Source organism: Pseudomonas sp. AL10, assembly GCF_029960685.1.
Classification (GTDB): Bacteria; Pseudomonadota; Gammaproteobacteria; order Pseudomonadales; family Pseudomonadaceae; genus Aquipseudomonas; species Aquipseudomonas lactis.
The window spans coordinates 15,720-29,430 of the sequence record NZ_JASBQZ010000005.1 but is presented as its reverse complement, the minus strand read 5'-3'; the positions used below and the strand labels follow the sequence as shown (position 1 = coordinate 29,430).

11 protein-coding genes are annotated in these 13,711 nt (G+C 60.8%); 4 read left to right on the top strand and 7 right to left on the bottom strand.

The features are described from left to right. Positions 1 to 121: 121 nt before the first annotated feature. Both hrpB and QK296_RS07600 read right to left on the bottom strand, forming a co-directional pair. The gene (gene hrpB / locus QK296_RS07605) at positions 122 to 2,644 is read right to left on the bottom strand and encodes an ATP-dependent helicase HrpB (protein ID WP_282390738.1); all 2,523 of its coding nucleotides are present in this window, start codon (positions 2,642 to 2,644) and stop codon (positions 122 to 124) included. Positions 2,645 to 2,683: 39 nt separating this feature from the next. Continuing rightward, positions 2,684 to 3,154, bottom strand: a complete 471-nt coding sequence (locus QK296_RS07600; protein WP_282390737.1) for a DEAD/DEAH box helicase — start codon at positions 3,152 to 3,154, stop codon at positions 2,684 to 2,686. A 253-nt stretch (positions 3,155 to 3,407) separates the two neighbouring features. Here QK296_RS07600 and QK296_RS07595 point away from each other — a divergent pair, with 253 nt between their 5' ends. Both QK296_RS07595 and QK296_RS07590 read left to right on the top strand, forming a co-directional pair. After that, entirely contained in the window at positions 3,408 to 3,827 is a 420-nt protein-coding gene (locus QK296_RS07595) for a hypothetical protein (RefSeq protein ID WP_003194410.1), read from the top strand. Between the two features lie 9 nt (positions 3,828 to 3,836). Continuing rightward, positions 3,837 to 4,730, top strand: coding sequence for a cation diffusion facilitator family transporter (locus QK296_RS07590; RefSeq protein ID WP_034133765.1), 894 nt, complete (start codon positions 3,837 to 3,839; stop codon positions 4,728 to 4,730). Here QK296_RS07590 and QK296_RS07585 read toward each other — a convergent pair. Further along, positions 4,727 to 5,608 carry a DUF6515 family protein gene (locus tag QK296_RS07585; protein WP_003194414.1) on the bottom strand — a complete coding sequence of 294 codons (882 nt, stop codon included), beginning with the start codon at positions 5,606 to 5,608 and terminating at the stop codon, positions 4,727 to 4,729. The two genes, QK296_RS07590 and QK296_RS07585, sit on opposite strands and share 4 nt — an antisense overlap. 427 nt (positions 5,609 to 6,035) lie before the next feature. Here QK296_RS07585 and QK296_RS07580 point away from each other — a divergent pair, with 427 nt between their 5' ends. Together QK296_RS07580 and QK296_RS07575 are read left to right on the top strand one after the other, a co-directional pair. Then, positions 6,036 to 6,515, top strand: coding sequence for an Lrp/AsnC family transcriptional regulator (locus QK296_RS07580; RefSeq protein WP_003194418.1), 480 nt, complete (start codon positions 6,036 to 6,038; stop codon positions 6,513 to 6,515). 186 nt (positions 6,516 to 6,701) lie between these two features. Next, a complete protein-coding gene (locus QK296_RS07575) occupies positions 6,702 to 6,911 on the top strand; it encodes a DUF2788 domain-containing protein (protein WP_016773053.1) in 210 nt (69 codons plus the stop codon). On the opposite strand, the gene QK296_RS07570 is transcribed toward QK296_RS07575, so the two are convergent. The 4 genes from QK296_RS07570 to QK296_RS07555 all read right to left on the bottom strand — a co-directional run bounded on the left by QK296_RS07570 (position 6,906) and on the right by QK296_RS07555 (position 13,518). Then, complete coding sequence (locus QK296_RS07570; RefSeq protein WP_003194421.1) at positions 6,906 to 7,541, bottom strand: pseudouridine synthase; 636 nt, start codon at positions 7,539 to 7,541, stop codon at positions 6,906 to 6,908. The two genes, QK296_RS07575 and QK296_RS07570, sit on opposite strands and share 6 nt — an antisense overlap. A gap of 71 nt (positions 7,542 to 7,612) precedes the next feature. Further along, entirely contained in the window at positions 7,613 to 9,085 is a 1,473-nt protein-coding gene (amn, locus tag QK296_RS07565; protein WP_161981173.1) for an AMP nucleosidase, read from the bottom strand. A 183-nt stretch (positions 9,086 to 9,268) separates the two neighbouring features. Then, positions 9,269 to 10,921: an acyl-CoA dehydrogenase family protein gene (locus tag QK296_RS07560; protein ID WP_169856607.1), complete on the bottom strand. Its 1,653-nt coding sequence runs from the start codon at positions 10,919 to 10,921 to the stop codon at positions 9,269 to 9,271. 197 nt (positions 10,922 to 11,118) lie between these two features. Continuing rightward, the gene (locus tag QK296_RS07555) at positions 11,119 to 13,518 is read right to left on the bottom strand and encodes a hybrid sensor histidine kinase/response regulator (protein ID WP_169856606.1); all 2,400 of its coding nucleotides are present in this window, start codon (positions 13,516 to 13,518) and stop codon (positions 11,119 to 11,121) included. Positions 13,519 to 13,711: the final 193 nt, after the last annotated feature.

Here is a 13,711-nt window from a genome sequence, read left to right as displayed (position 1 = left end):
TTTTGATGCCCAAGGCTATGGGAAAAGACATGTGGCGTCCACGCCTAATGGCCTTAGGCTATTTCGCCTGCGACGTGAGGAGAAAAAGCGGGCAGAACGTGAGGCTGATTTGGCCCGAAAGTCAGGGCTTCCTAGGCTTGGCTTTGGCAGTCGCCTCAGCCACTAATGGATCTTCGGGCCAGTAGTGTTTCGGGTATCTGCCTTTAAGATCCTTCTTCACTTCCACGTAGGTTCTACGCCAGAAATTGGCTAGATCTTGGGTAACCTGTACAGGCCTCCGCGCCGGCGACAAAAGATGCAACGTCAGGGGCTGTTTACCTTGGGCAATCCGAGGTGTTTCTGACAGACCAAAAAGCTCCTGCAGCCTCACAGCCAATATCGGAGGATGCTGCGAATAGTCGATTCGGATATTCGACCCAGATGGCACCTGAATCGTCTGGGGTGCTTGAACCTCTAGTTCCTGTGGAAGCGGCCAAGGCAGAAGATTTCTGACAATCGATGACAGATCCAGATGGCTGAAGTGGCTGAGCCTCGTGACTTTGCCTAGGTACGGTGTGAGCCACTCTTCCAGCGTGTCCAGAAGGTTGGTATCGCTGAGATCAGGCCACTTGCTTTCTGCTTGGCCATTTTGGATATCCAACTGACGCAGCAGATTGACCCGCGCCTGCCATTGGCGCAACTCAGGGTTCCAAGGCAGAAGCTCGATGCCCTTGCGCCTCACCAGATTGACCAAGGCTAGCGAACGAGCTTGCTCATCAAGACTTGGCAAAGGGGTTGCGGACAGCACCAACTGCCCCACCTTGAGTTGCCGCTCAGCCTTGAGTACCCCCTCCCTCTCGTCCCAGTCAACCTCATCGACTGACCTTACAAGGTCAGCCAGCTCGTCATCGAACAAGGCTGGATCGAGATCGCTCGCTAGGTAGATCCGCTCCTCGCGCTGCCCTTGCCGACTACCCAGATCGGCCACTACTAGCCACTCATGTTTAGTGAGAGCATCGGGCTCTGAAAATACAGCAGCCCGCCCATTAGAGAGACGGTACTCAGAAGCACTTGCACGCCTCTGGAGACCGATTCGGTCAGGGTAGGCGAATGCCAGTAGACACCCTACCCATCTTGGGTGATCGGGTTCGCTGACTGGATGGACGGCACTCCCACGTAGCAGGGATCGATACTGCCGAGCAGACTGCTTCACGCGCTGAAATGAGCCATCGCCTCGACGTGAATGTTGTTCGCCGGATAATGCACTCAGCCTGGTGTGAAGATCAGCACCCGCACCACGCAAGATGTCTTTCTCACCGAGCAGCGCCGCGATGTTGCAAGCAAGGTCATCCAGCCCCATCGCGTTGCCTTTAATGAGCATGTGAGCGATCCGTGGATGCGCTGGGAGCTTGCTCATGGCTGATCCGTGTGGTGTGAGCTGTCCAGCATCGTCGAGTGCGCCCAGGCGCTTCAGCAGGTCTCTACCTTGGCCGAAGGGAGCTGATGGAGGTTGGTCGAGCCAGGTCATCTCCTCCGGCTTCATTCCCCACCGGGCCAATTGGAGAGCCAGGGCTGCAAGATCAGCCTGCAAAATTTCAGGGGTACTGTAGCCAGCCATTTGTTCGTGCTGCGACTCAGACCAAAGGCGATAGCAGATACCTGGTTCCAATCGCCCTGCCCGTCCTGCACGCTGAGTAGCGCTGGCCTTCGAAATACGCTGTGTGTCGAGCCGGGTCATTCCACTGCGAGGATCGAATTTCGGCACTCGCTCGAGACCACTGTCCACCACCACTCTGACACCTTCGATGGTCAAGCTGGTCTCCGCGATGTTCGTGGCCAGTACGATCTTCCGGGAGCCTTTGGGTGCCGGGTCTATCGCAGCACGCTGAGCATTTAAGTCGAGGTCGCCGTATAGAGGACATACGATTACCTCTGGACGACTACTCAACTGCTCCTTGAGCGCCTCAGTCACCCGCCGAATCTCTGCCTGCCCAGGAAGGAAAACCAAAACGCTTCCCGACTGTTCGTTGATGGCAGCCAAACAGGTGTCAGTGACTCGCGCATCCATACGCTCGCCCGGCTGATATGGACTGCCCCAAACCGGTACGACCGGATACATCCGGCCCTCACTGGTGACCACAGGCGCATCATTCAGCACTTTTGAAAGGCGAGCACCTTCCAGCGTTGCGGACATCAGAAGCAACTTCAGTGGCGGCTCCTCACGCAGAAGCTCACGAGCACTCACGCACAGAGCCAGTGCAAGGTCGGAGTCGAGGTTTCGCAGGTGGTATTCGTCGAAGATCACCACACCCACTCCATCAAGCGCGGGGTCATCTTGAAGCCGGCGAGCCAGGATGCCTTCGGTCACTACTTCAATCTGGGTTCGTGGGCCTACCTTGCTTTCGAGACGAATGCGGTATCCGACAGTCTCACCAACCTTCTCACCAAGCTCACTCGCCAAACGTTCAGCGGCGGCCCGAGCAGCCAATCGACGAGGCTCGAGCATCAGGATCTTCTGACCACCGAGCCAAGGCTCGTTCAGTAGTGCTAGGGGCACTCGAGTGGTCTTGCCAGCACCAGGAGGAGCTTCAAGGATTACTTCGTGGCGGTTGGCCAGGGCCTCTCGTAGGTCTGGCAATACGAGGTCAATAGGTAGTGAAATCATCGAGGCTCCCAAATCAGGGAAGCAGTATACGACGGGGGATCAAGCGAGGAGATTAAGCCCCCAGACTGAGACGGCGTTGTTTGAGAGTTTTTGACAAGAAAGTGATGGTTTCTGTGCATTCAGCAAAACGTGAAATTCGTCGAAGATCAACAAGCCCACGCCGTCCAGTGCCGGGTCGTCCTGCAGGCGGCGGGTGAGGATGCCTTCGGTGACCACCTCGATGCGCGTGTTGGGGCCGACTTTGCTGTCCAGGCGGATGCGGTAGCCCACGGTCTCACCGACCTTTTCACCCAGTTCACTGGCCAGTCGTTCGGCAGCAGCACGGGCAGCCAGGCGCCGGGGTTCGAGCATCAGGATGGTTTGCCCGGCGAGCCAGGGCTCATTCAACAAAGCCAAGGGCACTCGCGTGGTTTTACCGGCGCCGGGGGGCGCTTCCAGCACGGCTTCATGGCGATGCGCCAAGGCGTCACGCAGGGCGGGTAAAACATCATCGATCGGCAACGAATTCATACTGGCTCCAAAGCAGAGCGGCGAGTATAACGGCGAACTGCCGGATGCCGATGCGGGTCTCAAAAACACCCACGCTTTGGGCTGTGAATGCAGTCGAGGGTGGGAGCTGGCTTGCCTGCGATAGCGGTGTGACAGTTGCCGCTGTATTTCCTGAACCGTCGCAATCGCAGGCAAGCCAGCTCCCACATTGGTTCATCGGCGCCTGGCCGATCTGGCTTATAGTCACCCATAAATATGTTCAGGAGACTTTTTCATGCGTATCGCTTCCCGTGTCATCGGCGGTGTCCTCGCCGTCACCCTGCTGAGCCAACTCACCGCCTGCGGGTCGATTTTCTACCCTGACCGCCGTGGCCAGATCGACGGCAAGATCGACCCGACCATCGCGGTACTCGATGCCCTCGGCCTGTTGTTTTATGTGATCCCCGGCCTGATCGCCTTCGGTGTCGACTTCGCCACGGGCGCCATTTACTTCGAACCGGGCAAGACCGCCCAGGTCGCGCCCGAGAAACTGCACGAAGCCATCGGCGCCGACGGCACGGTCGATAACGCCAAGCTGCAAAGCATCATCCAGAAAGAAACCGGCCGCACCTTGCCGCTGGACGACCCGCGCCTGATCCAGTTCAAGGGCAGCGTGCAGCAACTGGCGGCCCTGGGCCTGCAGCCTGCCGCGTAAGGACTGCTCATGACCAGCAGCCCCGAACACGCAAGGCTTCTGCGCCTGGCCACCCGCGCCTCGGTGGGCGTGGCCTGTGTGTTGATTGTGACCAAGGCCATCGCCTGGTGGCTCAGCGGCTCGGTGAGCATGCTCGCCGGGTTGACCGACTCACTGCTCGACGGCGTAACCTCGCTGTTGAACTTGCTGGCGGTGCATTACGCCCTGCGCCCGGCCGATGACGATCACCGCTATGGGCATGGCAAGGCGGAGTCGCTGGCGGGTATGGCGCAAGCCTTGTTTATCGCCGGCAGTGCGGTGCTGATTGCGCTCCAGGCGTATGAACGGCTCAAGCATCCGGAGCCGGTCGGGGCACCGTGGTTGAGTATCGGCGTAATTATTTTGTCCCTGGCGCTGACCGTGGCCCTGCTGATGCTGCAACACCGCGTGGTGCGCGAGACCGGCTCCAATGCGGTGCGTGCCGACTCGCTGCACTACCGCTCAGACTTGCTGCTCAATGGCAGCATCCTGATTGCGCTGGTGTTGGCAGGTTTTGGCTTTCATCAGGTTGATGCCTGGTTTGGCCTGGGGATCGCCGCCTACATTCTGTGGAGCGCGATCCAGATCGCCAGGGAAAGCTTTGCGGTGTTGATGGACGAAGAGCTACCGCCGGATGTCAGCCAGCACATGCTGGAACTGGCCCGCGGCGTGCCCGGCGTACTGGGTGCCCACGACTTGCGCACGCGGGTTTCCGGCAACCACTGGTTTGTGCAGTTGCACCTGGAGTTGCCAGGGGAATTGACCCTGTCGGTGGCCCACGGCATCAGCGACCAGGCCGCCGATGCCATTCACCGGGAATACCCGAAAGCCGAAGTGCTGGTGCACGCCGACCCACGGGAAGTGGTCACCGGCAACAAAACCTAGTACTGCACCTGATACCCGCGACTGCCCAGGCAGTTGCCCTGGGCCTGGCGGTAGGTTTGCACCACTGCCGGGTCGGGGGCGTAAGTCACGGTGCGGGGGTCGAAGCCACTTTGCTGCACCGCCCAGCGATAACAGTCGTAGCCGTCCTGCTGTACCTGGGCTGGCGATTGGCCGTTGGCCGGGTAAGCCACCACGTCATAACCGTTGCCTTGAGGCGTCGGCGGGGGTGATGGCACCTGCGTCGGTGGTTGTACCACCACGTATTGCTGGGTGCTTTGCTCGTAGGCGTAATAGGCGCCTGCGGCGAGGAACAACAGCGAGCCGCCTACCCACACTTCACGCGCGTAGTCCGGCAGGTAATGCACGCGAATGCCATAGGGCGGCGTCACCACTACGTAGCGAGGGCCTTGGGGCCGGTACCAGTAGCCACCCGAGAAGAAGTAATCCTGGCCACGGTAAGGCACGCGGTAATTGCGGTCGGGGAAACGGTCGATGACATAACCAGGGCGATGCTGCGGGCCTGGGCCCCAGCCATTGCCATGCCCGTCAGGACGACCGGGCCAACGGTTATCGTTGGGATGGTCATTGCCCGGACGCGAACCAGGGCCACCGGCCTCCCAATGCCTGTTGTCATCGTTGCGTCGGGGGATATCACGGTAATAACCCTGGCGCGGCTCCTGGGTCTGGCGCACGGTATCGGGCCGGCCCTGAATCGGCAGGTTATGCTCAGGCCGCGGCCCACCTTCGGGGCCCCGTTCGTGCTGCCCTTGCGGCCCATGCCCCTGTCCCGGTGAGTTATCACGTTCGTCGGCCATCGCCTGGGAGCCGACGCTGACCACCAGCAAACCAACACCTGCCATACGCCAGATGCGCTTCATGCTTTTCCTCACTGCGGATTGGGGCTTGATCATGAGACTGGAAAAGCCTCGCCCGGTTCTGAGACAGGTTATCAGTCACGAGAACTATTTTCTGAAGGCAAAACGCGCACAAAGAAAAAGGGGTGACCCGTCGGCCACCCCTTGAGAATTTCGTCCTGGCTCAACGCTTTTGACGTTGGCTCACCTCACGCCGTCTTGTGGACAGTGTGCAGCCTGGAGGCCGGCTCAACCCTGCTGGGGCGGCGGCCGCAACGGGCCTGATTGGGCGCGTTGCTGTGGACTGTTGTCCAGGCGGTGATTCTGTTGGTAATCATAGGCGTGCCGGGCGGGCAGAGGATTGCGAAGATTGCGTCAATAAACAGTGCTTGCGCAATTTTTAACCCTTCATGGATAATTCACCGCAATAGTTACGACAAAGGCCAACCCAATGAGCAAGCTTGACCGATACGACCTGAGTATTCTGGCGGAATTGCAGCGCGACGCGAGGATCTCCAACCAGGAGCTGGCCGAACGCATCGGCCTGTCGCCTTCGCCCTGCTCGCGCCGGGTCAAGCAGTTGGAAGACGACGGCTACATCGCCCGCCAGGTCGCCTTGCTCGACCGCAAGATGCTCGGCCTGAGCCTCACCGCTTATGTATTGATCGGCATGGACCGTCACACGCCGGAGCGCTTCGAGAATTTCGAAGCCGCCATCCGCACCCTGCCGCAAGTGCTGGAGTGCAGTTTGGTGACCGGCATGGATGCGGACTATCAGTTGAAGGTGGTGGTGCCGGACATGGACCATTATCAGAAGCTGCTGCTGGGCCACCTGACGCGGATTGAAGGCGTGACCAGCGTGCGTTCCAGCTTTGTGCTGAACCAGGTGCTCAACAGCACCGAACTGCCCCTGACCCACCTGCGCACCTGAAAACAACGGTGGGAGCTGGCTTGCCTGCGATGGCGGCGGGCCAATTTGCATCACGGTACCTGACAGACCGCTATCGCAGGCAAGCCAGCTCCCACAGTTCGATGGTGTAGGACTCAGGTCAATGTTGCGTCTGCGACGCTGCCGTATACTGCTCGCTTGTCTTGTCGGAAGAGCCCCATGAACAACATCGATCCCGCCCTGTTTGAAGAATGGATGATGACTGGCCTGGTCAGCATTCTGATCATTTTCATGGGCTTTATCGTCTGGGACCTGGCGAAGAAATCCAAGGCCGGGCGCTTTGGTTCGTTCATTCTGTTTTTCGTGCTGGGCCTGGGCGTGGCCGCGTTCATCATCAAGAGCGTGGTGATCGGCCTGATTGAATCCGGCGCCTTATAAGCGCGCCGGCACTGCCTTCCACTGGCCTTGATCCAGGCCGTCGATCGACCACTCACCAATACGCACGCGCACCAGGCGCAGGGTCGGCAAGCCTACCGCCGCGGTCATGCGCCGTACCTGGCGGTTACGCCCTTCGCGAATCACCAATTCCAGCCAATGGGTGGGCACGCTTTTGCGAAAACGCACTGGCGGGTTACGCGGCCATAATGCCGGTTCATCCAGTTGCCGTGCCTCGGCGGGCAAGGTCATGCCGTCGTTGAGCTCCACGCCTTGGCGCAGGCGTTGCAGCTGTTCTTCGGTGGGCTCGCCTTCTACCTGCACCCAGTAGGTTTTCGCCAGCTTGTGCTTGGGGTCGGCAATCCGCGCTTGTAGCTGACCATCGTTGGTCAACAGCAGCAGGCCCTCGCTGTCACGGTCCAGGCGCCCCGCCGGGTAAATACCGGGAATATCAATAAAATCCTTGAGCGTCGCACGCCCACCTTCGTCGCTGAACTGGGTCAGCACGTCGAACGGTTTATTGAACAGGATCAACTTCGGCTCGGCCGGAGGCGCCTTGGCAACGCGGCGAGCGGCAGAGTGCGGAGGTTTCACGCCAGGGCGACGTGAATCGGGACGAGTGGGACGGGACATGGCAAAGGAACATCTAACGGTCAGGACCGACAATGCTAGTGGCCTGACCGCTAAATGACCATCCCAACCGCTTAGCGGAACGGCGGCTCGTCGAAGCTGCGCAGTTTGCGCGAGTGCAACGAGTTGAGTTCGGTGCGCAACAGGTCGACCGCCTCGATGCCGATCTTCAAGTGCTGGCTGACCGCACGCTCATAGAACGCATTGGCCGAACCCGGCAGTTTGATTTCGCTGTGCAAGGGTTTGTCCGATACGCACAACAAGGTGCCGTAAGGCACGCGCAAACGGTAACCCTGGGCGGCGATGGTGCCGCTTTCCATGTCCACGGCCACGGCGCGGGACAGGTTGATCAGCGGGCGCTCCTGGGCCCAGCGCAGTTCCCAGTTCCGGTCGTCATAGGTCAGCACGGTCCCGGTGCGCAGGCGTTTTTTCAGCTCTTCGCCTTTTTCGCCAGTGACCTTGGCCGCCGCCTGCTGAAGCGCCAACTGCACTTCGGCCAGGGCCGGAATCGGGATGTTCGGTGGTACCACGCGGTCGAGAATCCCGTCGCGGCGCATGTAGGCGTGGGCCAGTACGTAGTCGCCGATGGTCTGGGATTGGCGCAGGCCGCCACAGTGGCCGATCATCAGCCAGCAATGCGGGCGCAATACGGCCAGGTGGTCGGTGATGTTCTTGGCGTTGGACGGACCCACGCCGATGTTCACCAGGGTCACGCCATGGCCGTCGGTGGCCTGCAGGTGATACGCCGGCATCTGGTAGCGGTGCCACACCACGCCGGCAGCAATGGCCGAGGCTTCGCCGTGGTCCATGCTCTTGTCGATCACCACGTTGCCGGGCAACACCATGCGGATAAATCGCGGGTCGCTGCGCAGTTGCTCCAGGCCATGCAGGATGAACTGGTCCACGTAGCGGTGGTAGTTGGTCAGCAGGATCCACGGCTGCACATGGCGCCAGTCGCTGCCGGTGTAATGCACCAGGCGACGCAGGGAGAAGTCCACGCGGGCGGCATCGAACAGGGCCAGGGGCAGTGGGTCGGTGTTTTCCCAGTCGTACAGGCCATCGGCAATGCCGTCGGTGGCGGCGGACAGGTCGGTACTGGGGAATACACGGGCCAGGGTTGCGGCGGTGACGCCGGAGCCGGCCAGTTCATCGCCCTGCTCCACCACATAGGGGTACGGGATGTTCTGCTGGCTGACGCCCACTTCCACCGTGACGGTGAAGTCGTGCATCAGCGGCACCAGTTGCTCCAGCAGGTACTTACGGAACGCGGCCGGGTGGGTCACGGTGACGCTGTAGGTACCCGGCAGTTGCACCTTGGCATACGCCCGAGTGGTTTGGGGGACTTCACCGTGGCAGTGGTAGGTCAGGCGCAGTTCCGGGTAGCGAAACAGTGCGCGTTGCTCGGCGTCGGGCTCCACGCGGTCCTTGAGGTATTGCTTGAGCGCCTGGTTGAGCGCGCCAGTCGCACGCTCATGCAGCGCCGCCAGCCGGTCCACGGCCTCTTCGGCGGTTTTAACGACAACAAAAGCTTCGGTCACGGTAAGCATCCTGTGTTCTGACTTGCAGGCCTTTATCTTGCCTGTATCCAGGCTTCACCGAAACACCGGAAGTGGAATGCGTTGATAGGTGGGAGCTGGCTTGCCTGCGATAGCGGTGGTCCAGCCAGCAATTATGTAGCTGATAGACCGCTATCGCAGGCAAGCCAGCTCCCACATTTGGACTGTGTTTATTCAGAGGGATTGCGGGGTTGAGCGGGCGACAATCGCTTCCACGTCGACGCCACGCGGCAAGGTGCCGTATACCCGCCCCGACGATTCACCCAGCCGGCTGGCAATAAACCCATCGCTGACCGCCGCATTACCCGCCTCCAACAGCAACTTGGCCTGCAACGCCAGGGCGATGTCCTCGGTCAGTTGCCGCGCCCGATACTGGATATCCTGGGTGTCCATGAACGCCGCCTTCAACTGTTCGATATGCCGCGCCAACTGCTTGTGGCCGTGGCCATCGCCCAGTTCGACAAACAGCACCTCAAGCACACCGGGCTCTTTGGACAGTGCACGCAATACGTCCAGGCACTGCACATTGCCGGAACCTTCCCACGTCGAATTCACCGGTGCCTCGCGGTAAAGGCGCGGCAGGATGCTGTCCTCCACATACCCGGCACCGCCCATGCATTCCGCGGCTTCGTTGATCATCGTGGGCGCGCGCTTGCAGATCCAGTATTTGCCCACGGCAGTGACCAGCCGGGCGAATTTGGCTTCATGCGCATCATCAAGATGATCCAGGGCGCGCCCCATGCGCAGGCTCAAGGCCAGGGCCGCTTCGCTTTCCAGGGCCAGGTCGGCCAGCACGTTCTGCATCAGCGGCTGCTCGCTGAGCACCCGGCCACCCACCTGGCGGTGGGCGCAGTGATGGCTGGCCTGGGTCAGCGCCTGGCGCATCAAGGCGCTGGAGCCGACCATGCAATCGAAGCGGGTCATGGCGACCATTTCGATGATGGTTGGAACGCCGCGGCCTTCTTCACCGACCATCCACGCCAGGGCGCCGCGAAATTCCACTTCGCTGGAGGCGTTGGAGCAGTTGCCGAGTTTGTTCTTCAAGCGCTGGATGTAGAACTCGTTGCGCGTGTCATCCGGGCGGTGCCGGGGCAGCAGGAAACAGGTCAGGCCCTTGTCGGTCTGGGCCAGGGTCAGAAAACCATCGCACATCGGTGCCGAGCAGAACCATTTATGCCCCACCAGTTCGTAGGCTTGGCCGGGACCACCCGCGCCCACGGGGTAAGCACGGGTGGTGTTGGCACGCACGTCGGTGCCGCCCTGCTTCTCGGTCATGGCCATGCCGATAGTGGCGCCGGCCTTGTGCGCGATGCCGACATTGCGCGGGTCGTATTGGGTACTGAGCACTTTAGGCAGCCAGAGGTCCGCCAGCTCCGGTTGCAGGCGCAGGGCCGGAACGCAGGCGAAGGTCATGGTCAACGGGCAGCCGCTGCCGGCTTCGGCCTGGCTGTGCAGGTAGGTCATCGCCGCACGCGCCACATGGGCGCCAGCCTGCGGATGGGCCCACGGCAGCGACGGCAGGCCATGTTCGACGGCGGTGCGCATCAGCTCGTGATAAGCCGGGTGAAACTCCACCAGGTCGATGCGATGGCCATAACGGTCATGGCTGCTGAACACCGGTTTGTTCTGGTTGGCCAGGAACCCGGCTGCCATCAACGGCCCACCCGCCAGCGCGCCGTAGGCATCCATGCGCGACTCGGCCCAGCCAGCGCCAAAGCGGCGCGACCATTCCTGCAAAGGCAAGTCGATGCGATACAGGTTGGTGCCGTCCAGGGACGGTGGCTGGTTGGTGACGTCGTGGGTTTCGGCAAACTGATGCAGGTTCATGACAGGCCTCCTGGAAAAAAGGCCGCATCGATTTCAGGCTGCCTGTAGGAGCGAGCTTGCTCGCGAAAAACCTGAGAGCAACGCGCTAACCCAGGAGGGGCGCGTTATCGTTGAGGTTCTTCGCGAGCAAGCTCGCTCCTACAAAAAAACACAGATCGATTGAGGCCGGTTTTTCCAGTTAAGCATCGCCATCGCGCTTAAAAAAGTGGCATACGCGCCGAATGTTCGGCGCTTTCACCCTCATCCGCGCACAGCACGCTACGTTCAAGTGCCGCCTGCAAAGCATCGAAACGCACCGGCTTGGCCAGCCGATCCGTCATGCCAATGCCATGGCAGCGCTCACGCTCCGGCCCATTGGGCGAAGAGCTCAGGGCGATCACCGGCAATTCACCGCAGCCAGGCAATGCGCGAATCTGACAGCACAACGAAAAGCCACCCTCAGGTACGTCCAGCAGCACGGCGTCGAAGCTATGCCCTTGCAATGCAGCGAGTGCCGCCGGGCCGCTGTCCACGGTTTTGACCCGGTAACCGAGCTTGAGCAACATGCCACGCACCGCCAGTTGGCCCACGCTGTTGTCGTCCACCAACAGTACCGTGCACTCCTGAGGCGCACGCTGTGCAGGCAGCGTTTGCGTGGCGGGCGTCACCTGCTGCGGCACGGCGCTGACGTCCACTTCCAACTGGAAGCGACTGCCTTTACGGGGCTCAGAATGATGGGTCAGGCGCCCGCCCAGCAGTTCGATCAACTGCCGGCAGATCGCCAGGCCAATGCCCAGGCCGCCGTATTCACGCGTCATCGAGCCGTCCAACTGAAAGAAACGCTGATACAGCGTGGCCTCATCGAGAAAGGCGAAGCCGATACCGGTGTCGGTGACGATAAAGCTCAGGTGCAAGGCGCCATCCCCTTGGGGCACGCCCACCACTCGCAAGCGCACCGCGCCGACGTGGGTGAATTTGAAGGCGTTATCGAGCAGGCAATCCAGGCACTGGAGCAGTTTGTCGGCATCGCCGATCAGCCGGTCCGGCACCTCATCGGCCACATCAATGGAGAACGCCAGGCCTTTGCTCTGGGCGCTGCCGGTGAATTGCTGGCGCAAGGTATCGAGCGTGCCGCGCAGGCTGAACACTTGCGGCTGGGCCACCAGGCGACCGGCCTGCAATTCGGTGAGGGTGAGGATGCCGTTGACCATGCGCATCATGTCCCGCGCCGAGCCGGCGGCGGTTTGCTGGTACTGCGTCAGGTCATCGTCCAATGACACGGTTTGCATCAGCTCCAGCGAGCCGATCACACCGTTCATCGGCGTGCGTAATTCGTGGGTCAGGGTGGCGAGAAATTCGTCTTTGAGGCGGTTGCTGCGGGCCAGTTGCTGGTTGAGCGCTTCGAGTTTCTGGCTGGCATCGAGCAGAATCTGCGCCTGTTGTTCGCGCATGCCGTTGATGCGGTCGGCCAGGGCCAGGGACAACAGCGCCACTTCAATGGCCGAGCCGAGCTGGCTGGCGTACATGGTCAGGAACACGTTAGGCAGGTAACCCAGCACCATCAGGGTATTGACCACCCCGCCGAGCAGAAAGGCCGACCAGGCGATGATGAAATAACGCGCCATGCGCTGCCCGCAGTACCAGGCCTTGATGGCCGCCACGAAGATGGTCACGGTAAACACCAGCGCCAGCGCAGTGGCCAGGCGCAGGGCCACGGCGTAACTGGTCAACAACGCCAGCGCCATCACCAACCCACCACAGGCTGCGAGCGCCAGCAGGATGCGGTTGAGCCAGCGGCTGTGCTGCGCGGTGTGCAGGAAGCTGCGCGCGAACAGGCTGCCGAACAAAGCCGCCGAGCCGATCAGGAAGGGCACCGCCGCATTCGCCCACCACGGGTTGTTCGGCCAGAAGTACTCCACCGCCACACCATTGACCGACAGCTGATACAAGCCGAACGAGGCGATATAGAGGATGTAATAGAGGTAGCTGGTGTCGCGCACGCTCAGGTAGATGAACAGGTTGTAGATCAGCATGCCCAGCAACACACCGTAGATGGCGCCGAGTACGTACAAGCGCAGCGGCTGCTCCTCCATGTAGGCGGTGCCGGCCCATAATGTCAGCGGTGCCTGGATCGAGCCTTGGCTTTGCAAGCGCAGGTAGACGGTTTGTTGCTGCTCGGGCAAGAAGCTGAGCTTGAACAGGTAGTTGCTCTGGCTCACCTCTCGGCTGGAAAACGGCAACGCGCTGCCGGTTCGGGCGGTGAGGCGGTAATTCCCGGTACCGTCGTTCTGGTAAAGGTCCAGGCGATTGAGCGGCGGGTAGGCCAGCTCCAGAAACCAGGTACGTGGCGCGCGGGGGTCTGTGGCGGTGTAGTGCAGGTTGACCTTCAGCCAGAACACCGAGCGTGAATAGCCGGCATTGAGGGTGTCTTTGTCATGGGTCTTGAACTGGGCGGCATAGGCGGGGGAGCTGACATCGGCGATGGTCAGGACATCGGTTGGGTCTTCGAGCACTTGCATGACCCGGCCCAACGGGAGGCTTCGCGTGTCCTGGTTGAACTCGACGGCGCTGGCGAGCATCGGCAGCCCGCACAATAAAAAAATCAGCAAATAGCGCATAGAGCCCCAGCGTAGCCTGGTCCGGTTGTGTCAAAAGCCCCCCATTCCTTTTGAGAAGACGTACACCGGCGATACAGTAAGTTGTTTGGATGCACTTTAGCATAGCCAGTAAAAGCCATTAGCCACTGCTGGATCTTTTTTTAGGACAGCTCTAGGGCAATGCTTTCAGCTCATTTCCGTGCAGCGCGCAGCC

Coding starts and splice junctions, on each gene's coding strand:
- QK296_RS07580 (WP_003194418.1), top strand. CDS start 6,036: ATGAGCAAGCTTGACCGATACGACCTGAGTATTCTGGCGGAATTGCAG.
- QK296_RS07585 (WP_003194414.1), bottom strand. CDS start 5,608: ATGAAGCGCATCTGGCGTATGGCAGGTGTTGGTTTGCTGGTGGTCAGC.
- QK296_RS07570 (WP_003194421.1), bottom strand. CDS start 7,541: ATGTCCCGTCCCACTCGTCCCGATTCACGTCGCCCTGGCGTGAAACCT.
- hrpB (WP_282390738.1), bottom strand. CDS start 2,644: ATGATTTCACTACCTATTGACCTCGTATTGCCAGACCTACGAGAGGCC.
- amn (WP_161981173.1), bottom strand. CDS start 9,085: ATGCTTACCGTGACCGAAGCTTTTGTTGTCGTTAAAACCGCCGAAGAG.
- QK296_RS07595 (WP_003194410.1), top strand. CDS start 3,408: ATGCGTATCGCTTCCCGTGTCATCGGCGGTGTCCTCGCCGTCACCCTG.
- QK296_RS07560 (WP_169856607.1), bottom strand. CDS start 10,921: ATGAACCTGCATCAGTTTGCCGAAACCCACGACGTCACCAACCAGCCA.
- QK296_RS07600 (WP_282390737.1), bottom strand. CDS start 3,154: ATGAATTCGTTGCCGATCGATGATGTTTTACCCGCCCTGCGTGACGCC.
- QK296_RS07555 (WP_169856606.1), bottom strand. CDS start 13,518: ATGCGCTATTTGCTGATTTTTTTATTGTGCGGGCTGCCGATGCTCGCC.
- QK296_RS07590 (WP_034133765.1), top strand. CDS start 3,837: ATGACCAGCAGCCCCGAACACGCAAGGCTTCTGCGCCTGGCCACCCGC.